The organism is Streptomyces sp. NPDC111802, assembly GCF_055634335.1.
Genome location: NZ_JBVKCZ010000005.1, coordinates 112839 through 134174 on the forward strand (window position 1 = coordinate 112839; position 21336 = coordinate 134174).

At 70.7% G+C, this 21336-nt stretch carries 20 protein-coding genes and 4 pseudogenes; 10 read left to right on the plus strand and 14 right to left on the minus strand.

Annotated elements, in window-relative coordinates:
* Window positions 1–123 precede the first annotated feature (123 nt).
* The 3 genes from ACZ7NC_RS06745 to ACZ7NC_RS06755 all read left to right on the plus strand — a co-directional run bounded on the left by ACZ7NC_RS06745 (window position 124) and on the right by ACZ7NC_RS06755 (window position 4081).
* Window positions 124–825: a GntR family transcriptional regulator gene (locus ACZ7NC_RS06745; protein ID WP_471485529.1), complete on the plus strand. Its 702-nt coding sequence runs from the start codon at window positions 124–126 to the stop codon at window positions 823–825.
* A complete protein-coding gene (locus ACZ7NC_RS06750) occupies window positions 822–3278 on the plus strand; it encodes a dolichyl-phosphate beta-glucosyltransferase (protein ID WP_471485531.1) in 2457 nt (818 codons plus the stop codon). Before ACZ7NC_RS06745 ends, ACZ7NC_RS06750 begins: the two co-directional genes overlap by 4 nt.
* Before the next feature lie 152 nt (window positions 3279–3430).
* Window positions 3431–4081: a hypothetical protein gene (locus ACZ7NC_RS06755; protein ID WP_471485533.1), complete on the plus strand. Its 651-nt coding sequence runs from the start codon at window positions 3431–3433 to the stop codon at window positions 4079–4081.
* On the opposite strand, the gene ACZ7NC_RS06760 is transcribed toward ACZ7NC_RS06755, so the two are convergent.
* Complete coding sequence (locus tag ACZ7NC_RS06760) at window positions 4074–4370, minus strand: hypothetical protein (RefSeq protein ID WP_471485535.1); 297 nt, start codon at window positions 4368–4370, stop codon at window positions 4074–4076. The genes ACZ7NC_RS06755 and ACZ7NC_RS06760 overlap by 8 nt on opposite strands.
* Window positions 4371–5020: 650 nt before the next feature.
* Here ACZ7NC_RS06760 and ACZ7NC_RS06765 point away from each other — a divergent pair.
* The 3 pseudogenes from ACZ7NC_RS06765 to ACZ7NC_RS06775 form a co-directional block, all read left to right on the plus strand.
* Window positions 5021–5299 (plus strand): annotated as a pseudogene (locus tag ACZ7NC_RS06765) (helix-turn-helix transcriptional regulator); the annotation flags it as partial.
* A gap of 16 nt (window positions 5300–5315) precedes the next feature.
* A pseudogene (locus ACZ7NC_RS06770) lies at window positions 5316–5504 on the plus strand (Scr1 family TA system antitoxin-like transcriptional regulator); the annotation flags it as partial.
* 54 nt (window positions 5505–5558) lie between these two features.
* Window positions 5559–5699: pseudogene (locus ACZ7NC_RS06775) on the plus strand (DUF397 domain-containing protein); the annotation flags it as partial.
* A 217-nt stretch (window positions 5700–5916) separates the two neighbouring features.
* Here ACZ7NC_RS06775 and ACZ7NC_RS06780 read toward each other — a convergent pair.
* Both ACZ7NC_RS06780 and ACZ7NC_RS06785 read right to left on the minus strand, forming a co-directional pair.
* Window positions 5917–6417, minus strand: coding sequence for a hypothetical protein (locus tag ACZ7NC_RS06780; protein WP_471485537.1), 501 nt, complete (start codon window positions 6415–6417; stop codon window positions 5917–5919).
* 142 nt (window positions 6418–6559) lie between these two features.
* Window positions 6560–7843 (minus strand): adenylosuccinate synthase, encoded by a 1284-nt coding sequence (locus ACZ7NC_RS06785; protein WP_471485538.1) that lies wholly within the window; start codon window positions 7841–7843, stop codon window positions 6560–6562.
* A 197-nt stretch (window positions 7844–8040) separates the two neighbouring features.
* On the opposite strand from ACZ7NC_RS06785, the gene ACZ7NC_RS06790 reads away from it, so the two are divergent.
* On the plus strand, window positions 8041–8901 hold the full coding sequence (locus ACZ7NC_RS06790; RefSeq protein WP_471485539.1) for a diacylglycerol kinase family protein: 861 nt from the start codon (window positions 8041–8043) through the stop codon (window positions 8899–8901).
* 11 nt (window positions 8902–8912) lie between these two features.
* Here the strand turns inward: ACZ7NC_RS06790 and ACZ7NC_RS06795 are convergent, their stop codons facing one another.
* Entirely contained in the window at window positions 8913–9410 is a 498-nt protein-coding gene (locus ACZ7NC_RS06795; RefSeq protein ID WP_471485540.1) for a GbsR/MarR family transcriptional regulator, read from the minus strand.
* 73 nt (window positions 9411–9483) lie between these two features.
* On the opposite strand from ACZ7NC_RS06795, the gene ACZ7NC_RS06800 reads away from it, so the two are divergent.
* The gene (locus ACZ7NC_RS06800) at window positions 9484–10398 is read left to right on the plus strand and encodes an ABC transporter ATP-binding protein (RefSeq protein ID WP_471485541.1); all 915 of its coding nucleotides are present in this window, start codon (window positions 9484–9486) and stop codon (window positions 10396–10398) included.
* Entirely contained in the window at window positions 10395–11999 is a 1605-nt protein-coding gene (locus ACZ7NC_RS06805; RefSeq protein ID WP_471485542.1) for an ABC transporter permease, read from the plus strand. Before ACZ7NC_RS06800 ends, ACZ7NC_RS06805 begins: the two co-directional genes overlap by 4 nt.
* Window positions 12000–12004: 5 nt before the next feature.
* Here the strand turns inward: ACZ7NC_RS06805 and ACZ7NC_RS06810 are convergent, their stop codons facing one another.
* The 7 genes and pseudogenes from ACZ7NC_RS06810 to ACZ7NC_RS06840 form a co-directional block, all read right to left on the minus strand.
* Window positions 12005–12601 carry a Uma2 family endonuclease gene (locus tag ACZ7NC_RS06810; RefSeq protein WP_471485544.1) on the minus strand — a complete coding sequence of 199 codons (597 nt, stop codon included), beginning with the start codon at window positions 12599–12601 and terminating at the stop codon, window positions 12005–12007.
* Between the two features lie 88 nt (window positions 12602–12689).
* Entirely contained in the window at window positions 12690–13910 is a 1221-nt protein-coding gene (locus ACZ7NC_RS06815; RefSeq protein ID WP_471485545.1) for a cytochrome P450, read from the minus strand.
* Between the two features lie 41 nt (window positions 13911–13951).
* Window positions 13952–14386 (minus strand): VOC family protein, encoded by a 435-nt coding sequence (locus tag ACZ7NC_RS06820; protein ID WP_471485547.1) that lies wholly within the window; start codon window positions 14384–14386, stop codon window positions 13952–13954.
* A gap of 23 nt (window positions 14387–14409) precedes the next feature.
* Window positions 14410–15075: a response regulator gene (locus tag ACZ7NC_RS06825; protein WP_471485549.1), complete on the minus strand. Its 666-nt coding sequence runs from the start codon at window positions 15073–15075 to the stop codon at window positions 14410–14412.
* Complete coding sequence (locus ACZ7NC_RS06830; protein WP_471485550.1) at window positions 15072–16409, minus strand: sensor histidine kinase; 1338 nt, start codon at window positions 16407–16409, stop codon at window positions 15072–15074. Before ACZ7NC_RS06830 ends, ACZ7NC_RS06825 begins: the two co-directional genes overlap by 4 nt.
* Window positions 16410–16484: 75 nt before the next feature.
* Window positions 16485–16687: pseudogene (locus tag ACZ7NC_RS06835) on the minus strand (LuxR C-terminal-related transcriptional regulator); the annotation flags it as partial.
* Window positions 16688–16803: 116 nt separating this feature from the next.
* The gene (locus ACZ7NC_RS06840) at window positions 16804–17718 is read right to left on the minus strand and encodes an alpha/beta hydrolase family protein (protein ID WP_471485551.1); all 915 of its coding nucleotides are present in this window, start codon (window positions 17716–17718) and stop codon (window positions 16804–16806) included.
* Between the two features lie 208 nt (window positions 17719–17926).
* On the opposite strand from ACZ7NC_RS06840, the gene ACZ7NC_RS06845 reads away from it, so the two are divergent.
* On the plus strand, window positions 17927–18529 hold the full coding sequence (locus ACZ7NC_RS06845; RefSeq protein WP_471485552.1) for a TetR/AcrR family transcriptional regulator: 603 nt from the start codon (window positions 17927–17929) through the stop codon (window positions 18527–18529).
* Here ACZ7NC_RS06845 and kynU read toward each other — a convergent pair.
* The 3 genes from kynU to ACZ7NC_RS06860 form a co-directional block, all read right to left on the minus strand.
* Window positions 18526–19728, minus strand: coding sequence for a kynureninase (kynU, locus tag ACZ7NC_RS06850; protein WP_471485554.1), 1203 nt, complete (start codon window positions 19726–19728; stop codon window positions 18526–18528). The two genes, ACZ7NC_RS06845 and kynU, sit on opposite strands and share 4 nt — an antisense overlap.
* On the minus strand, window positions 19721–20569 hold the full coding sequence (locus tag ACZ7NC_RS06855) for a tryptophan 2,3-dioxygenase family protein (protein ID WP_471485555.1): 849 nt from the start codon (window positions 20567–20569) through the stop codon (window positions 19721–19723). Before ACZ7NC_RS06855 ends, kynU begins: the two co-directional genes overlap by 8 nt.
* A 187-nt stretch (window positions 20570–20756) precedes the next feature.
* The gene (locus tag ACZ7NC_RS06860) at window positions 20757–21170 is read right to left on the minus strand and encodes a DUF3151 domain-containing protein (RefSeq protein ID WP_471485557.1); all 414 of its coding nucleotides are present in this window, start codon (window positions 21168–21170) and stop codon (window positions 20757–20759) included.
* Between the last annotated feature and the right edge of the window lie 166 nt (window positions 21171–21336).

A 21336-nucleotide genomic window follows, 5' to 3' on the forward strand; every position in this document is an offset into this window, starting at 1 on the left:
CGTTTGAGGACGAGGCCCGTTCAGGTCACAAAAACGTCCCCACAATCCGAACGCGTAAGGTGGCGTGCTCGTAGACATATACGTGCACGCCACCTCATCGCGACGACGGGAGACGCCCTGACCATGCCCGGCACCGGCAGCAACGGCTCCGTCACGCGAAGTACCCTGCGCCAGCAGATCGCGGACGCGCTGCGGGACGAGGTACTGGCCGGGCGCCTCCAGGCGGGCCGCGAATTCACCGTCAAGGAGATCGCCGAACAGTACGGAGTCTCCGCGACGCCGGTACGCGAAGCCCTCGTCGACCTCTCCGCGCAGGGCCTCCTGGAGGCCGACCAGCACCGCGGCTTCCGCGTGCACGAGTACTCCGTGGCGGACTACCGCGACATCGTCGAGGCCCGCGGCCTGGTCACCGACGGCATGTTCCAGGTCCTGGCCACCGACCGCTCGGCCCAGCGCGACCCCGACAACCCACGCGTCGCCGCCGCCGTGGCCGGAGTGCGCCGCCGCGCCGAGGAGGCACAGCGCGCCGCCACCGCCGGCGACCTCACCGTGCTCATCGGCTACGACCTGCGCTTCTGGCGCGAACTCGCCGCCCTCTTCGGCAACCCCTACCTCGCGGACTTCCTGCACCGGCTGCGCCTGCAGTCCTGGGTCTGCGCGGTCCAGCACCTGCGCCGCCTCGACGATCTGCGCGGCCGCCTGTGGTCCGGGCACACCGGCCTGGTGGACGCCCTGATGCGCCGCGATCTGCCCACGGCCCGCTCGATCATCGCCGCCAACGACGCCGACTCCGTCGCCCTGATCGAGCGACTGGCGGCCGAGTGAGCCCTGAGCGGGGCCTGCCGGAGCTCGCCGAACCCGAGTCCTGCGATCTCTCCGTCGTCATCCCCGCCTACAACGAACAACACCGCCTCATCCCCACCCTCGACACCCTCACCGACCACCTGGCCGCCGAGGACGCCCGCTGGACCGAGTGGGAGATCATCGTCGCCGACGACGGTTCCACCGACGCCACCCGCGACCTCGTCACCGCCCGCCAGGACCCCCGTGTCCATCTGGTCACCGGCACCCGCAACCGCGGCAAGGGCCACGCCCTCCGGCTCGGTGTCGCCGCCTCCCGAGGCCGCCGTGTGCTGGTCACCGACGCCGATCTCGCGACGCCGATCGAGGAGCTGGAGCGGCTCGACAAGGCGCTCGCCGAGGGCAACTCGGCGGCGATCGGCTCCCGTTCGGCCCCCGGCGCCACGATCGGCGACCGCCAGCCCCGGCCGCGCGAACTCCTGGGCCGCGCCGGGAACCTGCTCATACGCGGCACGGTCCTCCCCGGCATCCGCGACACCCAGTGCGGTTTCAAGCTCTACGACGGCGACCGCGCCCGCGAGGCCTACGCCGCCTCCCGCGTCAACGGCTGGGGCATAGACGTCGAGGTGTTACGGCACCTGCGCCGCGCCGGACTGCCCATCGCCGAGGTCCCCGTCCGCTGGTCCCACCGGCCCGGCTCGAAGGTCGGCCCCCTCGACTACGTCCGCGTCCTCACCGAGATGTCCCGCATCGCGCTGCGCTCCCTGCGCCCCGCCGACCTCTTCGCAGGCCTCCTCTTCCTCCTGATGTCGGTGGCCCTCTACTCCGGCCGCTTCTTCGCCCCCGCCCACCGCTACCTCCCCGACTCCCTGCGCGACCAGCACCAGTGGGAGTGGTTCTTCGCGGTCACCGCCGACAACGTCGCCCATTTCCGCAACCCCCTCTTCACCGACCTCCAGGGCTTCCCCGACGGCGTCAACCTGATGGCCAACACGGTCATGCTCGGCATGTCCGTCCCCCTCACACCCCTCACGCTCGCCGCCGGCCCCGCGGTCACCCTCAGCCTGGTCATGACGCTGGGCCTCGCCGTCACCGCGGCTGCCTGGTACCGGCTGATCGTCAAGTACGTCGTACGCGGGAGGATCGCGGCCTTCCTGGGCGCGTCCCTCGCCGCCTTCGCCCCGCCGATGGTCAGCCACGCCCACGCGCACCCCAACTTCGTGGTCCTGTTCATGATCCCGCTGATCATCGACCGGGCCCTGCGCCTGTGCACGGGCACCCGGGTGGTACGGGACGGGGTGCTGCTGGGTCTGATGGCTGCGTACCAGGTCTTCCTCGGCGAGGAGCCGTTGCTGCTGGCGGCGCTGGGCCTGCTGCTGTTCGCCGCCGCCTACGCCGTCGTACGCCCGGAAACGGCGCGGGACTCCTGGCGTCCGCTGCTCAGCGGCCTCCTCATCGGCGCCTCCGTCTGTCTGCCCGTCATCGTGTATCCCCTCGTCTGGCAGTTCGCCGGTCCGCAGAGCTACACCGGCATCGAGCACAACCCGCGCTCCTTCAACAGCCCCCTCGCCCTGCTCTCCTTCGCCGAGCGCTCCTGGCTCGCGGGCGACGCGGAGACGGCGAACGCCCTGGCCTTCAACACCACCGAGCAGAACGCCTTCTACGGCTGGCCGCTGGTCCTGCTCGCCTTCGCCGTCGTCGTACGGCTGTGGGAGCGGGCCCTGGTCAGAGCGCTGGCGTTCACGGCGGTGGCCGCGGCGTTTCTGTCGCTTGGGCGGGAGTTCCGGATACCGCTGACGGATGTCACCCTCCCCGGCCCATGGGAACTCCTCGCCGACAAGCCGTTGTTCGACGCGGTCATCGAGAGCCGGGTCGCGATGATCTGCGCCCCCGCGCTGGGGATGCTGCTCGCTCTCGCCGTCGACCGGCTGCCGGTGACGCGCCCCCTGGGCATGCGCCACGTCGGCCTGCTGGGCGTCGCCCTCGCCCTGCTCCCCCTGATCCCGGCCCCGCTGAGGGCCGTCGACCGCGCCGACGTGCCCGCCTTCATCGCGGACGGCACCTGGAAGTCGTACGTCCGCGAGGGCGAGTCACTCGTGCCGGTGCCGCTGCCCGATCCCGCCGACGCGGAGGCGCTGCACTGGCAGACCGAGGCCGGCCTCGGCTTCAAGCTGCCCGGCGGCTACTTCAACGGCCCCTACGGCGACGAACGCGTCGGCATCTACGGCGCCGAGCCCCGCTTCACCTCCAACCTGCTGCGTGATGTGCGCGACTCCGGCGACATCCCGCCGGTCAACGAGTCGTGGCGGGAGCAGGCCGGGGTGGACCTGGCGTACTGGAAGGCGGGCGTACTGGTGCTCGCCCCGCAGCCGCACGACGACGCGCTGCGTGCGACCGTGCGGAAGCTGGTGGGCGAGCCCGGTAGGTGGGTCGGCGGAGTATGGGTATGGGACCTGCACAAGCGGGGACCTGGATGAGGAGCCCGTACGAGGAGTCCGCGTGAGGAGCCCACATCCGTACGAACGGGCCTGCACAAGGGGTCCGCCCCCGAGCCGCACCGATTACCCTTCCCTGACCACTGTGCTACGCATTAGCCACGCCGTGCGACCGCTGTGTGAGGAGCCCTCTTTTGGCCTGTGACCTGTGGCTGGTACCGCTTGTCGACGTGTTGTGCCACACCCCCGACAACCCCTTCGCCGAGGAACTCGCGCAATACAACAAGGTGCTCGCCGAGGCCGGGCTGCCACCGGTGCCGGTGTACCAGTACATGCCGGGCCTGTCCGGTGACGTGGCCCCGGTGGCCGGCTTCGACTACGACGCGCTGCACTTCCTGCGGCGCGCGTATCTGCTCCAGGTCTGCGGGCTGGAAGTCACCCCGGTCGACGAACTGGGCGGCGACTACGAGCAGCTGCTGGAGATGTTCGAGTCGACGGCCAAGCAGTCGCACCTGGTCTGGCACTACGACCACGCAGGTGCCTACGTCCCCGTCGACTTCCCGAACCCGCTGTCCAACGACGAACTCCTCGCGGGCGGCGGCCCCCTGGGCTCCGCCCAGTCACTCCTGCGCGAGCTGGAGTTCGTGGCCCCGGTGATCGGCATCGACCCGGCCAACCCCCCGGCGGCACCACAGGCCCCGCTCACCCCGACGGACTTGGAGGAACCGGCCGTCCCCGGCCCCTACGACCCGAGCCCCTTCGCCCGTGAACGGCATGTGTGGCTGGGGCTGCACGCGGCGGCGACGCGGTCCCTGGCCCAGGGGTCGATGATCGTGTTCAGCTGATCTTCAGCTGGGACAGGCCCTTCTGCACGTCGTCGAGGTTCATCACCGGCGTGTAGTCCACCTCGGCGCCGAACGTCTCGAAGAGCGGCTCGGTGAGCGGCGGCATTTGGGAGGAGTCCTGCATGTCGAAGACCAGGAACATCGTGCGGACCCCTCCGTCGGCCGTGAAGTACGAGGCCTCCGGCTTGAAGGCGCCGACGATCTCCTGCATCAGCTGAGGCATCTTGCCGTTGCGGATGATGGCGTTCGTCTTCTCGGTGTCGAGATGGGCCTGAAGCAACACGCGCATGACAGTGACCTTTCGCCTGACGGGGCTGTACGGCCTCACGCTATGGGCGTTGGATGCACTTCGCCCGTTTCATGGCGCCATCGGGTGATCCGTCGGCATAGCCGCGCGGTCGAACACATGGGGCAGTCCTGTGAAGTCGGTTGCGGCAGTGGTGATGCCGGGCGACGTTGACCGACATGGGCGCTGATGGGCGGTTACTGCGCGTTCATGCGGAGCTACCTGGCCGGCGACGATCCGTGCCTGCCGACGGATCTGGTCCGGCGGCCGATGCCGACTGGTCTTGTGGGCACCGGTCGGGGTCCGCGGGATCGGTCGATTCGGCAGTTGTTCGACGCCCACGGGGTCGGTGGTGAGCTGCGGGACTCGCACGGCGTATGGGGTTCGCTGGCCCTGCTGCGGTCGGCCGGTGGCCGGGCCTTCGACAGGGCGGACGCCGCGCGGGTGCTGGAGCTGACGTGCTCAGCGGCCCGGTGCAGCCGGTCGCCGAGGAGCAGGCGGCCGGCAAGGTCACCGGCGCCACGCCGATGGCCGCGTGGTGGGCGGAGCGGCTGCGCGAGCATCATCCGGCCAGCTGGGTGGACGCGTTGGTCTCCGGCATCGCCGCTCAGACGCGGCGGACCCTGCGGGAGCCCGGGATCCCGGCGCCGGTGATGCACTGCCCGGCAGCCCGGTTCGGCCGGTGGATCTCCGCGGAAGGCCGGCCTCTGGACCCGGACGGGGCGGTGGCCGTGCTGGTACGGGCCGTGCCGGCACGTGAGCTGCTGGTCTCCCTCGGATCCTGGTACGGCGTCACCGCCCGCGAGCGGCAGGTGATCGAGCACCTGCTGGACGGGGCGGCGGCCAAGCAGATCGCACGCGGCCTCGGCATGTCGGTCCACACCGTCAACGGTCACCTCAAGGCCGTCTGCCGCAAGCGCGGCGTCACCGGCCGGGCGGAGCTGCTCACGGGATCCGACCCCGATGATCGAGCTGATCCTGGAAGAGAGCGTGCTGCGGCGTCCGTTCGGCAGCTGGGAGATTCTGCGCGGGCAACTGCGCTCGCTCGCCGAGGACGCCCAGCGGGACAATGTTTGTGTGCAGGTACTCCCGCTGGAGCGTGGGCTGCGCGGAACGTACGCGGGCCCGAGCACAGGCCCTGAGTCCCGACGAATCACCGGCCTTCATCAAGCAGTTGGCAGGGAAGAAACGATGACCGGCACCAGAAACCTTCGCTGGTTCAAGTCGAGCTACAGCGACAGCGGCGGCGGAGCCTGCGTCGAAGTCGCCCACGCCTGGCGCAAGTCGTCGTACAGCGACGGCGGCGGCCACTGCCTCGAAGTCGCCCCCTGCCGTACGGGCCCCGGCGTGCCGGGATGACGCAGATCGCGCCCCTGACCGACGCGAACCGGCCCTTCCTCTACCGACGCCGACTTGTGCATGAACTCCCGGCGGTTCATGGGACTGACGGGCACACGGGCTCCTGAGCAGGGGCACCCACTGCAGAAACGCCCGGCCAATACCTGGCCGGACGCTTCTCACTCACACCTGCAGGGACGCAACCCGCGGATTACGACGGGTCGATGTCATGGAAGAACCAGGTAAGGATGTCGTTGCCGGCCGGCTGCTGGACGTGCAGCACGACATTGACGAAGGTCGCCGAGACGACCTGCACCCGCCAGTTGCCGTTGGGACACACCTGGCTCGCCGGAGGGTTCGGGGGCGTGTTGAGCGACACGCTGAACGTGATCTGGCCCGCACGGGGGTTGATGGTCTGGGTCGCGCCCGTCGTAGGGCCGAAGAAGGCCGGGTGACCCGGGGCAGTGTTCCCGCCCCTGTTGACGCAGATGTACTGGACGCGGACCTGATCGGCCGTCACGAAGACCGCGGCAGGACCTGTTCCCAGACCGGCCACCTTGCCGCTGCACGTGATGGACGCGCCACTTTGCGAGATCGTCTTGGGGGCGCACGTCGGGGACCCGATGAAATGCGGGCTGTCCGCGAGGGCGGGCGAGACGCCGAGGGCGAGCGTGAGGAACGTCATGGTCAGGAGCTTGAGGACACGACGCACGAAGGTTCTCCTCTTCGACTGTGGGGTGCGATGCGAAGAGAGTCCTACCGCGCAGGGGAGGTAAAATCCCGATAAGTCACTCAAACGCTTATACGCCTGGTCCCCGCCGGAAGGCTTCCGGCGGGGACCAGGGATTCGCGGCCTACAGGAACGAGTTGACCTCGATCGTCTCGTCCCGGCCCGGACCCACACCGATCGCGGAGATCGGGGCGCCGGACATCTCCTCCAGCGCCTTGACGTAGGCCTGGGCGTTCTTCGGGAGGTCGGAGAACGACTTGGCCTTCGAGATGTCCTCGGACCAGCCGGGCAGCATCTCGTAGACCGGCTTGGCGTGGTGGAAGTCGGTCTGCGAGTACGGCAGTTCCTCGACGCGCCTGCCGTCGATCTCGTACGCCACACAGACCGGGATCTGCTCCCAGCCGGTGAGGACGTCGAGCTTGGTGAGGAAGAAGTCGGTCAGGCCGTTCACGCGGGTCGCGTAGCGGGCGATGACCGCGTCGAACCAGCCGCAGCGACGGTCACGGCCGGTCGTCACACCCCGCTCGCCGCCGATCCGGCGCAGCGCCTCGCCGTCCTCGTCGAACAGCTCGGTCGGGAACGGGCCGGCGCCGACCCGGGTCGTGTACGCCTTGAGGATGCCGATGACGCGGCTGATCTTCGTCGGGCCCACGCCCGCGCCCGTGCAGGCACCGCCCGCCGTCGGGTTCGAGGAGGTGACGAAGGGATAGGTCCCGTGGTCGATGTCGAGCAGGGTGCCCTGGCCGCCCTCGAAGAGGACCACCTTGTCGTCCTCCAGCGCCTGGTTGAGGATCAGCACCGTGTCGGCGACGAACGGCTTGATCTGCTCCGCGTAGCCCAGCAGTTCCTCGACGACCTGCTCGACGGCGATCGCGCGCCGGTTGTAGAGCTTGGTGAGGACCTGGTTCTTGACGTCGAGGGCGGCTTCGACCTTCTGGGTGAGGATCGACTCGTCGTAGAGGTCCTGGACCCGGATACCCACGCGGTTGATCTTGTCGGCGTAGGTCGGGCCGATGCCGCGCCCGGTGGTGCCGATCTTCCGCTTGCCGAGGAAGCGTTCCGTCACCTTGTCCACCGTCACGTTGTACGGCGTGATGATGTGCGCGTTTCCGCTGATGAGGAGCTTGGACGTGTCGACGCCACGCTCGTTCAGACCGCTCAGCTCGGAGAGCAGGACCGACGGGTCGACGACGACGCCGTTGCCGATGACCGGGGTGCATCCCGGGGAGAGGATGCCGGAGGGGAGAAGGTGGAGGGCATACTTCTGGTCGCCGACGACGACCGTGTGGCCGGCATTGTTGCCGCCCTGGTAGCGGACCACGTAGTCGACGGATCCGCCGAGCAGGTCGGTGGCCTTCCCTTTACCCTCGTCACCCCACTGAGCACCGAGCAGCACAAGTGCGGGCACGCGCGTACACCCCTTCCGGGCGGGGCATGTCCAAGGTCAGGGGTGTCACACGGAGGTCTTCCACCGTGTGCACCACGACCGTCCGCGACCGTCGTTGGCCGCGAACCGTCGGACCGGATGGCCCCGGAATAGACGAAGCCCCTGGCGCAATAGCGCAAGGGGCTCTTGCACAAAGATGCTACCCGAGGAAGCGAGGCATGGCCGAGGTGGCGACTTTCGCGATGTCCGATCAGCTGCTGGTGGTGATCGATCCGATCGCCCGGAGGACGGACGGCGAGTCCGTCAGGATCGCGAAAGACGTGCTCAGCGCGGGTGCGGCGACGAAAGTGTGCCTACCGGAGGGTCCGGACGAATTCGCCCGCGCCCTGGCGAAACGCGGGTCGCGCAGGCCCGTGGTCATCGGCGACGACGGGACGCTGCTGCGCACGGTGGCGCTGCTGCACCGGCAACGGCAGCTGGCCGAATGCGTGCTGTCGGTGGTGCCGGTCGGGGCTGCGCTGTCGCTGGCCGGATCCCTGGGGGTGCCGACGGGGGCGGTCGCGGCGGCGCGGGCGGTGCTGGACGGGGTGGAGCGGCGGCTGGATCTGCTCGTGGACGACAGCGACGGGGTGGTGCTGGGCGCGCTGCGGATCCCGCCGATACGGGACCCCGCCGCGCCGGTCGGGGCGAGCGCGGTGGGGCCTGGGGCGGGGCGTCCGTGGCTGCGGACGTGCCAGTCGCTCGTACGGACACTGGTGCCGGCCCGGGGTGCCCCGGTACCCGGGTCGCCCGGCCCGGCGCGGCTGCGCGTCGAGGTCGACGGGGCGACGCTGGTGGACCTCGACCAGCCGGTGGAGGGGGTGTCGGTGACGCCGGGGGGCGCCGGGGTGGCCGAGGTGGAGGTGCGGCCGGCCTCGGTGGGGGCGGAGGCCTCGCCGCTGCGGGCCGAGGGGCGGACGGTGACCGTGTCGGGGGCGCATTTCCGGTACCGGGCGGACGCGGGGGTCTCCGGGCCGGTGCGCAGACGGACATGGACGGTGGGGGAAGGCGCGCTGCGGTTGGTGCTGCCGGGGCGGTGAGCCCGGGAGGGTCAGCCCTGTCCGAAGGTCTTCTCGCGGTACACCCGCCAGCGTTCCATCATGCCCGCGACCTCCACCTCGACGAACTCGAAGAAGGCGAGCGTCTCGGCCAGGCGGCGCCCCGCCGGGGTGTCGGCGCCGAGGCTGGTGACACCTTCACGCAAGGCCGACTCCCACCGCTTGAGGACGGCTTCGCGGTTGGTGAGGGCCTCGTACCACTGGTCGCCGTGCACCCGGTAGCGCTCCCGACGCGATCCGGGCTCCCGCTCACGCGACACCATGTGCGTCTGGGCCAGGTAGCGCACCGCGCCGGAGACCGCCGCCGGGCTGATCCGCAGCTGTTCGCCCAGTTCGGCGGAGGTCAGCACACCCTTGTCGGAGGCGAGCAGCGCGGCGAAGACCCTGGCCGCCATGCGCTGCATCCCGGCCTCCACCAGCTGCGCCGCGAAGGACTCCACGAACTTCGACACGGACTCCGCGTCCCGGCCGGCCCCGGCTGACTCCGTCATCCGTCCATCCTATCGAGCCTTTATACGCTTCCTTAACTTCACAAATTTCTGAAAGAAGCGTACGTTCTGAACCATGACGAAGGCAAACCCCGCCATCGAGGTATCCGGACTGCACAAGTCGTTCGGCAGGACGCACGCGCTCGACGGCCTCGACCTGGCCGTCGAGACCGGCGAGGTCCACGGCTTCCTCGGCCCCAACGGCTCCGGCAAGTCCACCACCATCCGCGTCCTGCTCGGCCTGCTGCGCGCCGACTCCGGCGGCGCCCGGGTGCTCGGCCGCGACCCCTGGGCGGACGCGGTGGAGATCCACCGCCGGATCGCCTACGTCCCCGGCGACGTCACCCTGTGGCGCAACCTCTCCGGCGGCGAGGTCATCGACCTGTACGGCCGGCTGCGCGGCGGCCTCGACAAGCAGCGCCGCGCCGAGCTGATCGAGCGCTTCGAACTGGACCCCACCAAGAAGGGCCGCACGTACTCCAAGGGCAACCGGCAGAAGGTCGCCCTGGTCGCCGCGTTCGCCTCGGACGTGGACCTGCTGATCCTGGACGAGCCGACGTCGGGCCTCGACCCGCTGATGGAGGAGGTCTTCCAGCGCTGCGTGGAGGAGGAGCGCGACCGCGGCCGCACCATCCTGCTGTCGTCCCACATCCTCAGCGAGGTCGAGGAACTCTGCGACCGGGTCAGCATCATCCGCAAGGGCCGCACGGTCGAGAGCGGCTCGCTCGCCGACCTGCGCCATCTGACCCGGACGAGCGTGACGGCCGAACTGGCGGGCCCGCCCAACGGGTTGTCACACCTGCCCGGGGTCCACGACCTCGACGTCCAGGGCCGCCGGGTCCGCCTCCAGGTCGACACCGACAAGCTCGACGCCGTACTGCGCTCGCTCAGCGAGTCCGGCATACGGTCGCTCACCTCGACCCCGCCGACGCTGGAGGAGCTGTTCCTGCGGCACTACCAGGCGGACATGAGCGAGGTGGCTGCCCGATGACCGCCACGGCCTTCGGGGTACGGCCCGCAGGCTCGCGCCAACTCGCGGGCACCGCAACCCTGCTGCGCTTCGCCCTGCGCCGCGACCGGCTGATGATCCCGGTCTGGGTGGGCGTGAACGCGCTGATGATCCTCTCCATGCCGAACACCCTGGAGAACCTGTACGCCACCCCCGCCGAACGCGCCGACCTCGTCCAGAACACGGCCACCAACGCCTCCTTCCGCGCTCTGATCGGCCCGGTCTTCGACGACTCGATCGGCGCCCTGACGGCCTGGCGGGTGGGCGTGTACGCGGGCGCCCTCGCCGCCGTGGTGAGCATGCTCCTCGTCGTACGGCACACCAGGGACGAGGAGGAGAGCGGCCGTCACGAACTGGTGGCGTCCGGGATGGTGGGCCGCAGGGCGTCGCTGACGGCCGCGCTGCTGACGGCGGTTGTCGCGAACGCCGCGCTGGCGCTGCTGGTGACGGCAGGTCTGGCCGGGCTGGGCGCCTCCGGGGCACTGGCCTTCGGGCTCGGGCTCGCCGGGGTCGGCATGGTCTTCGCCACGCTGGCGGCGATCGTCGCCCAGTTCACCGAGAGCGCGCGGCTGGCGCGGGGACTGACGGCCGGGCTGCTGGCCGCCGCGTTCGTGCTGCGCGCGGCGGGCGACTCGGCGTCGGACGACGGTTCGTCGGCGCTGACGTGGGCCTCGCCGCTGGGCTGGCTGGAGAACCTGCGGCCGTTCGCGGACGAGCGCTGGTGGGTGCTGCTGCTGTTCGCGGGGGCGGCCTCGGTGCAGGGCGTGGTGGCTTATGCCCTCGCCGGCCGCCGGGACGTCGGCATGAGCTTCCTGCCCGCGCGTCCGGGGCCCGCTTTCGGCCGTCTCGGGACGGCGGGCGCGCTGGCCTGGCGGCTGCAGCGCGGCAGCGTGCTCGGCTGGAGCATCGGGTTCTTCCTCGCCGGGGTCGTCTACGGGGGGCTGACCGACGGGGTGGCCGACCTGGTCGGCGACAACGAGAACGCGCGGGAGATCTTCGAGCGGATGGGCGGGCAGTCGGGGCTGACCGACGCGTTCCTGGCGTCGATGGTCGGCATGCTCGGGCTCATCGCGGCCCTGTACGTGGTGGCATCAGTCCTACGGCTGCACGGCGAGGAGACCTCGATGCGGGCGGAACCGATCCTGGCGAACGCGGTGGGCCGCCTTCGCTGGGCGGCGGGCCACCTGGTGATCGCCTTCGCCGGATCCGCGCTGATCATGCTGCTCGCGGGGCTGGGTTTCGCGGCCGGTTACGGCAAGGAGACCGGCCCGATCCTGGGCGCGTGCCTGGTACAGCTCCCGGCGATCTGGGTCATCGGCGGCCTGGCGCTCCTGTTGTACGGCCTCTTCCCACAAGCGGCGATGGCGGCGTGGGCGGTGGCCGGCGCGGTCCTGCTGGTCGGCTGGGTGGGCCCCGCGCTCGATGTTCCGCAGCCGGTGCTGGACGTGTCCCCCTTCGGGCATCTGCCGAAGCTGCCGGGGGGCGGGATGGAGTGGGGGCCGGTGCTGGTCCTCACCGGTCTCGCGGTGGCGTTGGTGGCCGGGGGGCTGGGGGGGTTGCGGCGGCGGGACATGACGACGTGACGGGATCAGTCGACGTACTGCTTGAGTTCCTCGGTGTCGAGTTCGATGCCTACGGGGTCGGGGAGGGTGACCTTGCCCCCCAGCCGCACTGTGTGGATCTCGCGGTAACCGTCTTCCAGATCGGGGGCGGTGTGCACGAGGACCGAGAGATTGTCCCGGTCGATCAGCAAGTAGACGGGGATACCGGCCTCGGCGTATGCCCGGGGCTTCTCCACTCGGTCACGGTTGTGTGTGTCCGAGTCGTACGACGTGATCTCGACGGCCATCAACACGCCGTCGGGTCTGGCCCAGTCGCCCTGGCCATTGAAGTAGCCCACCGGCGCGAGCAGGGCGTCGGGCCGGGCCCGGCCCCTGCGGTACGCCTCGACCTTCAGCCCCTGGTTCGTCGTATAGAGGGTGAGGTCAGGTCGTGCTTGCTTGCACTTGAAGACCAACCACATCGCGATCTCGCCGTGGCTGCCGTTCGTCACTTTCTTGACCCCGATCCGTCCGCCGATGAACTCGAAGCTGACGGTCTCGTCCTCGCGAGCGGCGAATTCTGCGATCCGCTCGAACATGTCCACCGACAACTGAGACGACGCACGCTCTGCCATAACCGTCATGGTGCCTCCCTTCGCAGGCAGGCACCAGCTTGCCGAGCCGCCGACGGCTGTCGATCGGGGTTCGCCCGGCGATCATCCGAACGGGTGATCACCCCACCTCGACGCCAAGCCCTTCCAGGCCCCGGATCACGAAGTTCGGCTTACGCTCCGGCTCCGCCGCCAGTCGCAGCGTCGGGGCCTGCTCCAGCAGGGCCGTCATCGACGCCGCCAGCTCGATGCGGGCCAGCGGGGCGCCGATGCAGTAGTGGATGCCCGCGCTGAAGGAGATGTGCGGGTTGTCCTTGCGGGTGAGGTCGAGCGTCTCCGGGGTCTCGAAGACGTCGGGGTCATGGTTCGCGGAGCCGAAGAGCATGGCGATCTCCGCTCCCCGCGGGATCGTCGTGCCGTCGATCTCGATCTCGTCCAGGACCCAGCGTTCGAAGAGCTGGAGCGGGGTGTCGTAGCGCATCAGCTCCTCGATCGCGGACGGGATCAGGGAGTGGTCGGCGCGCAGGGCCGCCAGCTGGCCGGGGTTGCGGAACAGGGCCCACCAGCCGTTGACCGTGGCGTTCACCGTGGCCTCGTGGCCGGCGTTGAGGAGCAGGACCGCCGTGGAGATCATCTCCTGCTCGGTGAGCCGGTCGCCCTCGTCGTGGGCCTCGATCAGACCGGAGATCAGATCGTCACCCGGTTCCTTGCGGCGGGCCGCGATCAGCTCCGTGAGGTAGTCCGAGAACTCGACCGACGCCCGAACCGCCCTCGCCGCCGTCTCCTGCGACGGGTTCAGCTCGTACATCCCGCAGATGTCCGCCGACCAGGGCCGCAACTGCCCCCGGTCCGCCTCGGGAATGCCCAGCATCTCCGCGATCACCGCCACCGGCAGCGGCTCCGCGACATCCGTCAGCAGATCACCGCCGCCCGCCGCGACCAGCCCGGACACCAGCTCGCCCGCCAGGTCCCGCACATACGGCCGCAGCCGCTCCACCGTGCGCGGTGTGAACGCCTTCGACACCAGCCGGCGGATCCGGGTGTGGTCCGGCGGCTCCAGGTCGAGCATCCCGTGGTCGTTCAGGACGTGGAACGGCTCGTGCTCCGGCGGCGGCGCGGTACGCCCGAAGTCCTCGTGCGTGAACCGGTGCTGGTACGTCCGGCCGAGGCGGCGATCTCGCAGCAGCGCCGAGACATCCGCGTGGTGCGGCACCAGCCACTGGTTCGTGGGCGCGAACCAGTGCACACGGCCCCTGGCCCGCAGTTCGGCGTAGGCGGGGTAGGGGTCGGCGAGGAACGCCGGGTCCCAGGGGTCGAAAGCGAGGTCGGAAGGAGCTGCCATGCACGGACGTTAGACCGCCGTCCCCCACCCTGACCAGGGGGCTAGGGCGCGCCGAAGTCCGGCAGAGTGACCGAGCCGTCCTCGGCCAGGGGGAAACCGGGGTTGTGGGCGACCTCCCACGCGTGACCGTCGGGGTCGACGAAGGCACTGGAGTAGAAGCCGATCGCGTTGACGGCCGCGGGCTTGGTGACCGTCCCGCCCGCCCGCTCCACCGCCGCGAGAAGGGCATCGACCTCCGCCTCGGACCGGACGTTGTGCGCAAGGACGATCCCGCCGAAACCGCCCGCCGCCCCGGGCTCCAGTCCGCAGTCACGCGCCAGCTTGTCCCGCCCCCACAGCACCAGCCCCAGGCCGCCCGCCTGGAAGAACACGGTCTCCTCGACCTCCTGCCCGCGCCAGCCCAGAGCCTCGTAGAAGGCCTTGGAACGGGCGAGATCGGAGACTCCCAGCGTGATCAGAGTGATGCGCTGTTCCATGCCCTCACGGTAGCCCCGGCGCCTCAGCCCGGCGTGACCAGACGCGCCTCGTAGGCGAACACCGCCGCCTGCGTACGGTCCCGCAGCCCCAGCTTCACCAGGATCCGGCTGACATGGGTCTTGATCGTCGACTCGGCGACCACCAGCCGCTCGGCTATCTCCGAGTTCGACAGGCCCTGGGCGATCAGCACCAGCACCTCCGTCTCCCGCTCGGTCAGATCCCCGTACGCCGCATGCGCGGACGGCATCAGGCGCGGGGAGTCGGACAGCTTCGAGAACTCCGTGATCAGCCGCTTGGTGATCGACGGGGCGAGCAGCGCCTCACCGGCCGCCACCACCCGTACGCCGTCGGCGAGTTGGCGCGCCGAGGCGTCCTTCAGCAGGAAGCCGGAGGCGCCCGCCCGCAGGGCCTGGTACACGTACTCGTCGAGGTCGAACGTGGTCAGCACCAGCACCTTGGCCGCGCTGTCCGCGGCGACGATCTCGCGGGTCGCCTCGATGCCGTTCAGCTCCGGCATGCGGATGTCCATCAGCACGACGTCCGGGGCGAGTTCACGGACCCGGTCCACCGCCTCGCGGCCGTTGACCGCCTCGCCGACGACCTCGATGTCCGGCATCGCGTTCAGCAGGACCGAGAAGCCCTCGCGCACCATCATCTGGTCGTCCGCGATCAGCACGCGGATGGTCATGAGCCGTCCTCTGTCGTCGCCGCGACCGGCAGGAACACCGTCACCTCGTAGCCGCCTTCGTCCGTCGCGCCCGCGGTCATCTCGCCGTTGAGCATGGTGACGCGCTCCCGCATGCCGGTGATGCCGTGTCCGGCACCCGGCGAGGGCTTCACCAGGGCCCGCGCGGGCGGCGGGCCGTTGACTATGCGCAGACCGAGGCCCCCGAGGACGTACCCGATCTCCACTCTGGCGCTCGCGCCCGGCGCGTGCCGCAGGCTGTTGCTGAGCGCCTCCTGCACGATCCGGTACGCCGACAGCTCCACGCCCTGCGGAAGCGCGCGCACCGCTCCGGTCACCGTCTTCTCGACGCTCAGGCCCGTGTCCCGCACGTTCGCCAGCAGCCCGTCCAGGTCGGAGAGGGTGGGCTGCGGGGTGTCGGGGGCCTCGTAGTCCTCGGCGCGTACGACGCCCAGGACCCGGCGCAGTTCGGTGAGCGCCGCCACCGCGTTCTCCCGGATGGTGGCGAAGGCCCGCTCCAGCTCCGGCGGCGGGTTCTCCACCCGGTAGGGGGCGGCCTCGGCCTGGATGGCGACGACCGACATGTGGTGGGCCACGACGTCGTGCAGTTCGCGGGCGATGTTCGTGCGCTCCTCCAGCAGGGTCCGCCGGGAGCGCTCGTGCGCGGTCACCGTCTGCTGCGCGGTCACCTCCTGTCGCGCCTCCTTGCGGGTGTGCAGGATGGCGACGACGAGCAGGATCAGTGCGGAGAAGACCAGCATGGGGGCGGTGTCGTCGGGATAGTAGTGAGCCGGGGGGAACATCGCCCACGACACGAAGCCGTACGCCGCGGTGATGGCCCACATGTAGCCCGCCGTGCGCGGCCTGGTGCGTAGGGCGACCACCGTCAGAACGGTCAGATGGCAGGTGAAGTTCGCGGGCAGCCACGGCCAGCCGTCCCAGGAGCTGCCGAAGACCTGACTGACCGGGGTCGCCGCCATGGACAGCCAGAACGCTCCGACCGGCCTGAGCATGGTCAACAGGATCGGGATCAGGGTGAGCGGGCCGATGATCACGCCCGCGTCGTTGTCGACGACCCCCATGAGCAGGGTGATCAGGGCGACCCCGGTGATCATGGCGTGCGGTGTCCAGCTCGCGTACTCGCGCAGACGGCCCGGCAGCCGCCGGGTCAGGGGGCCGTCCATGCTCATCCGCGGCATCGGGCGGTAGGCGAAGGAGTCGTGGAGCAGGTCCTGCCGGAGTCCCCGCAGGGCGCCGACGGCAAGCCGGAACTCAGGGCTGTGCATCTTGGCCGCGTCCCCCGGAGGCGGGGCCGGCATCTGGGTCGTCTCGGTCACGTACAGAACGGTAGGCGCCGGGGGATGTGACGGTCGTCCCCAGTGAGAGGGGTTCCGGTGGATCCATCTCAGGTACTACGCGTATCCCTGCTGGTCGCGCCTATCGGCACCCTGTTCAGAACCCGGGGTCCGCACCAGCCCCGACTCGCACGCGAACACCGCCGCCTGCGTACGTCCCCCGGCCCGAGCTCCACCAGGATCCGGCCCACGTGGGTCTTCACGGTCTGCGCGGACACGACCAGGCGCTCGGCGCTCTCCGCGTTCACGCCATACGCGACGCCTCGGCGGCGTTGGCGCGGTCGGCCTGGTAGGTCTCGTCCAGTGTCGCCGCCGTCATGCCAGGGAGCGCGCCTGCGACGTAACTCTCAGGTACGACGGGTATGCAGGGGCAGGCTCACCACGCCAACTGCGCGATCTCCTCCACCACCACCGCGCAGGCGTCCGCCGCCGGATCGATCAGTGGGAAGTGGCCGACGTCCTCCAGCAGTGTCAGGCCGACCACCTCCCCCGCCTTCGCCGCTGCGTCCGCGTACGACTCGGCGACCGCCGGCGGGACCACGATGTCCGCACGGCCCTGGACGAGCGTGGTCGCGATGCCCGTCGGGAGCAGGAAAGACGGGTCGGCGTATGGTCGGCGCTCGGCGAACTCCGTGCCACTGCCGAGGAGTTGGCGCACCGCACCCCCGCAGACGTCCAGCTTGTCGGCGACGTCGAAGTCGGCGATGGGGGCGAGTGCGACCACGCCCCGCAGGGGCGCGGGCCGGTCGGTGCGCCAGGGGGCGTCCGCCGGGAGGACATGGCGAGCCGCGCCCCAGAGGGCCAGCTGGCCGCCGGCCGAGTGGCCGGTGAGTACGATCCGGCGCGCATCGGCCTGCGGGAACGTTTCCCGTACGAGCGCGGGCAGCGCGTCCAGCGCGGCGGCGATGTCGTCGAAGGTGTCCGGCCACCGGCCCGCGGCCGGAGGATCGACGACCGGACCCCGCGCACCGTCCGCCGTCTGCGCCGACTGCTCCGCCTCCGCCCCTCGCCGATACTCCACGTTGGCCACGGCGAACCCCCGCCGCGCCAGAAATTCCGCGAACGGCGTGACATGGCGCCGGTCGTAGCGAGCCCGCCAGGCCCCGCCGTGCAGGACGACGACCAGCGGGGCCGGGCCGCCCGCGGGGAGCTCGCGGCGGGGCGCGTAGAAGTCGATCACCTGGTCGGGGTGGTCGCCGTAGGAAGCGATGGCGTCGGGATCGACGGGCGGGTGGGAGAAGGCCGATTCCTCCTCGGCGGCGTCCCGGGCAGCTGCGGCGTCGTCCGGCATGCTCCAACCTCTCAGCTACGAAACGGATTTGGACGAAAGCGGGGGTGGCGGACCAGGGGAATTCGGCCGTTGGCGGGGACGGTATCAGGCGGGTGACGTGCGCGGACACGCGGATGTCACGCTCGGTGAGGGTTAAATGGTTCTGTTGTTTCGTTAGGCTGGCAGCGCGGCGCACACCACGGCCGTCACCTGCACCAAGGAGGCCGATATGTCCGCCGAACCCGGCACCGTACGTCCCGGAGGGCGCACCGCGCGTGTCCGTGTCGCCGTGCTGCAGGCCGCCGGAGACGTGCTCGCGGAGCAGGGTTTCGACGGCCTCGACCTCGCGGACGTCGCCCGCCGCGCGGAGGTGGGCAAGACGACCGTGTACCGGCGGTGGGGCTCGGTGACAGGACTGGTGGCCGACCTGCTCGCCGACATGGCCGAGCAGTCGTCGCCGCGCGAGGAGACCGGGTCCGCGCTGGGGGATCTGCGGGCCAACGCGGACTTGGCGCAGCGGACGCTGGCCGATCCCCGGCAGGGGGCGCTGTTCCGCGCGGTGATCGCCGCGGCGACGTGCGACGCACGCACGGCGCAGGCGCTCCGGCGGTTCTACGAGGTGCGGGTCGCGGAGTGGGCGCCGTGCGTGGAACAGGCCGTCGCCCGCGGGGAGTTGCCCGCCGGGACGGACGCGGAGGCCGTCGTACGCGCCGTGTCGGCACCCCTCTACTACGAGTTGCTGACGACCGGGGTGGTCCCCGACACCCCCGCCGCGGAGCGCGCCGCGCGGGCCGCGCACGCGGCTGCCGCGGCGGGGGTGTACGTCGGTTAGCGCGGCGCCGCTCCGAGCAGCACCTCGGCCAGCACCCGCGCCGCCCGCTCCACGTCCGCGAACCCGACGTACAGCGGCGTGAAACCGAACCGCAGCACGTCCGGGTGCCGGAAGTCGCCGACGACATCTCGCTCGATCAGCCGCTTCATGACCTCCCCGGCGTCCTCGCACCGCAGCGCCACCTGACTGCCGCGCTCCCCGTGGGCCACCGGAGTCACCGACTCCACGCGCCCCTCGGGCACATACGCCCCGACGCACTCCAGGAAGAAGTCCGTCAGCGCGAGCGACTTGGCCCGTACCGCCTCGATCGGCACGCCGTCCCAGACCTCCAGGGCCGCCTCCAGGGCGAGCATGGAGAGGATGTCGGGCGTGCCGACGCGCCCGCGCAGGGCGCCGGAGGCCGGTTCGAAGTCGCCGCGCATGCCGAAGGGCTCGGCGTGCGAGTTCCAGCCGGGCAGCGGGGAGTCGAAGCGGTCCTGGAGGTCCCGGCGTACGTACAGGTACGCCGGTGAACCCGGACCGCCGTTCAGGTACTTGTAGGTGCAGCCGACCGCCAGGTCCACCCCGTGCTCGTCGAGCCCGACCGGCAGTGCGCCCGCACTGTGGCACAGGTCCCAGACGGCGAGCGCGCCCGCCGCGTGCACGGCGGCGGTGAGGGACGGCAGGTCGTGCAGCCGGCCGGTGCGGTAGTCGACGTGGTTCAACAGCACCGCGGCCGTACGGCCGGACAGCGCCGCGGGCACCTCCGCGGGCGCCACCGGACGCAGTGTCCGGCCGGTCATCCGGGCCGCCGACTCGGCGATGTACCCGTCGGTGGGGAAGGTGGTCGCATCGACGAGGATCTCGTCCCGGTCGTCCGCAGTCATCCGCACGGCGGCCACAAGTGCCTTGAAGACATTGACACTTGTCGAGTCACCGACCACGATCTGCCCGGCCGCCGCGCCGACCAGCGGGGCGATCCGGTCGCCGATCCGCTCCGGCGCGGTCCACCAGCCGCTCTCGTCCCAGGAACGGATCCGCAGCTCGCCCCACTGCCTGCGTACGACGTCCTCGACCCGGCCGGGGACATGGGCGGGCAGGGCGCCCAGGGAGTTGCCGTCGAGGTAGACGACATCGCCGTCGAGTACGAACTGCTTGCGCACACCGGCCAGTTCGTCGGCCGCGTCCAGCGATCCCGCCTTCGCCGCGAGCTCAGACATGGGACCTCGCCGTCCACAGCTCCGGGAAGACGTTCTTCTGCGCGCGCTTCTCCAGCCAGGCCACGCCGGCCGAGCCGCCCGTGCCCGACTTGGCGCCCATCGCGCGCCGGGTGGCGACCAGGTGGTCGTTGCGCCAGCGCCAGACGAGTTCGGCGACATCGGTCAACGCCTCGCCGAGGCGGGCGAGTTCGGAGTTCTGGTCACCGGAGTAGATCGCGGTCCAGGCGGCTTCGACCGCCTCCGACGGCTCGTAGCGGCGCGAGACGTCACGCTTCAGCACCGCCTCGGGGATCGCGCAGCCGCGCCGGGCGAGGAAGCGGAGCACTTCGTCGTAGAGGCTTGGCTCGTGCAGGGCCTTCTCCAGTTCCGCGTGGACACGCGGGGCGCCGCGGTGCGGGACCAGCATGGACGCGGACTTCTCGGCGAGCAGGAACTCCATCCGGCGGTACATCGCCGACTGGAAGCCGGAGCCCTCGCCGAGGGCGCTGCGGTAGGCGTTGAACTGGGCGGGGGTGAGCTGGCCGAGCGGCTTCCAGGAGGCGTTCAGGGCGTCCAGTTCCCGTACGGAGCGCTTCAGGGCGTCGATCGCCACGCCCGGCCGGTCCTCGCGCAGGGCGCGTGCCGCCGTCTCCCACTCATGGACGATGACCGTGAACCACAGCTCCATCACCTGGGTCGTGACCAGGAAGACCATCTCTCCGGGATCGTCGGAGAGGGTGTGCTGGAGGTGGGTGAGCACGTCCGCCTTGACGTAGTCCTCGTACGGCGTCGTGCCCGCGAAGTCGAGATTCGGGGTCTCGGGCTCCTGAGTCCCCGTGGACCTGTGAGCCTGCTGGGACATTGCTGTCTCCTGTGTAACTCCGGGTAGCGGTCCGCCCTGCCGTTATCGACAAAGGGGCCCCGGTCCCCACCCGGCATCCTCAGGGATCGCCCCGGGCAGCGCAAGGCCCGCCTGGTCACATCGGCGGGCCTCACGTGGGGCCGGCGTGGCTAGCCCCGCGACGCCGGCATGATCCAAACGACAGGCCCTAGCCCAAGGTCTGGGCCGCCGTCGGCGAGGAGTCCTTCAGGAACTGTGTGCAGCGCTCGTACTCCTCCTGCTCGCCGATGGTTCCGGCGGCGCGGGCGAGGGCGTGCAGGGCGCGCAGGAAGCCGCGGTTCGGCTCGTGCTCCCAGGGGACGGGGCCGTGGCCCTTCCATCCGTTGCGGCGCAGGGAGTCCAGGCCGCGGTGGTAGCCCGTACGGGCATAGGCGTACGACTCCACGACACTGCCCCGCTCGAACGCGTCGTCGGCCAGCTGGGCCCAGGCCAGCGAGGAGGTCGGGTACTTCGCGGCGACGTCCGCGGGGGCGGTGCCGCCGGCGAGCAGCTCGCGGGGTTCGGGGTCGTCGGGGAGGTGGGTCGGGGGCGGACCCCCGAGAAGGTTTTCGTGAATGGACATGGGGTCCAGTCTGGCCCATCGGACGGGTACCGCAGGGGGGCGCCCTTGAGCGACGTCCGGCTTTTCTCGCCCCCGCCGCCCCTACCCGTCCCATCCTCCAGGGGTGCCGCCCCTTCGACCCCGCTGGGGCTGCCGCCCCAGACCCCGCTTCGGCCCTGAAGGGGCC

Coding starts and splice junctions, on each gene's coding strand:
- ACZ7NC_RS06820 (WP_471485547.1), bottom strand. CDS start 14,386: ATGGAACAGCGCATCACTCTGATCACGCTGGGAGTCTCCGATCTCGCC.
- ACZ7NC_RS06805 (WP_471485542.1), top strand. CDS start 10,395: ATGACCGCCACGGCCTTCGGGGTACGGCCCGCAGGCTCGCGCCAACTC.
- ACZ7NC_RS06790 (WP_471485539.1), top strand. CDS start 8,041: ATGGCCGAGGTGGCGACTTTCGCGATGTCCGATCAGCTGCTGGTGGTG.
- ACZ7NC_RS06860 (WP_471485557.1), bottom strand. CDS start 21,170: ATGTCCATTCACGAAAACCTTCTCGGGGGTCCGCCCCCGACCCACCTC.
- ACZ7NC_RS06815 (WP_471485545.1), bottom strand. CDS start 13,910: ATGGCAGCTCCTTCCGACCTCGCTTTCGACCCCTGGGACCCGGCGTTC.
- ACZ7NC_RS06840 (WP_471485551.1), bottom strand. CDS start 17,718: ATGCCGGACGACGCCGCAGCTGCCCGGGACGCCGCCGAGGAGGAATCG.
- ACZ7NC_RS06745 (WP_471485529.1), top strand. CDS start 124: ATGCCCGGCACCGGCAGCAACGGCTCCGTCACGCGAAGTACCCTGCGC.
- ACZ7NC_RS06855 (WP_471485555.1), bottom strand. CDS start 20,569: ATGTCCCAGCAGGCTCACAGGTCCACGGGGACTCAGGAGCCCGAGACC.
- ACZ7NC_RS06810 (WP_471485544.1), bottom strand. CDS start 12,601: ATGACGGTTATGGCAGAGCGTGCGTCGTCTCAGTTGTCGGTGGACATG.
- ACZ7NC_RS06825 (WP_471485549.1), bottom strand. CDS start 15,075: ATGACCATCCGCGTGCTGATCGCGGACGACCAGATGATGGTGCGCGAG.
- ACZ7NC_RS06845 (WP_471485552.1), top strand. CDS start 17,927: ATGTCCGCCGAACCCGGCACCGTACGTCCCGGAGGGCGCACCGCGCGT.
- ACZ7NC_RS06760 (WP_471485535.1), bottom strand. CDS start 4,370: ATGCGCGTGTTGCTTCAGGCCCATCTCGACACCGAGAAGACGAACGCC.
- ACZ7NC_RS06795 (WP_471485540.1), bottom strand. CDS start 9,410: ATGACGGAGTCAGCCGGGGCCGGCCGGGACGCGGAGTCCGTGTCGAAG.
- kynU (WP_471485554.1), bottom strand. CDS start 19,728: ATGTCTGAGCTCGCGGCGAAGGCGGGATCGCTGGACGCGGCCGACGAA.
- ACZ7NC_RS06800 (WP_471485541.1), top strand. CDS start 9,484: ATGACGAAGGCAAACCCCGCCATCGAGGTATCCGGACTGCACAAGTCG.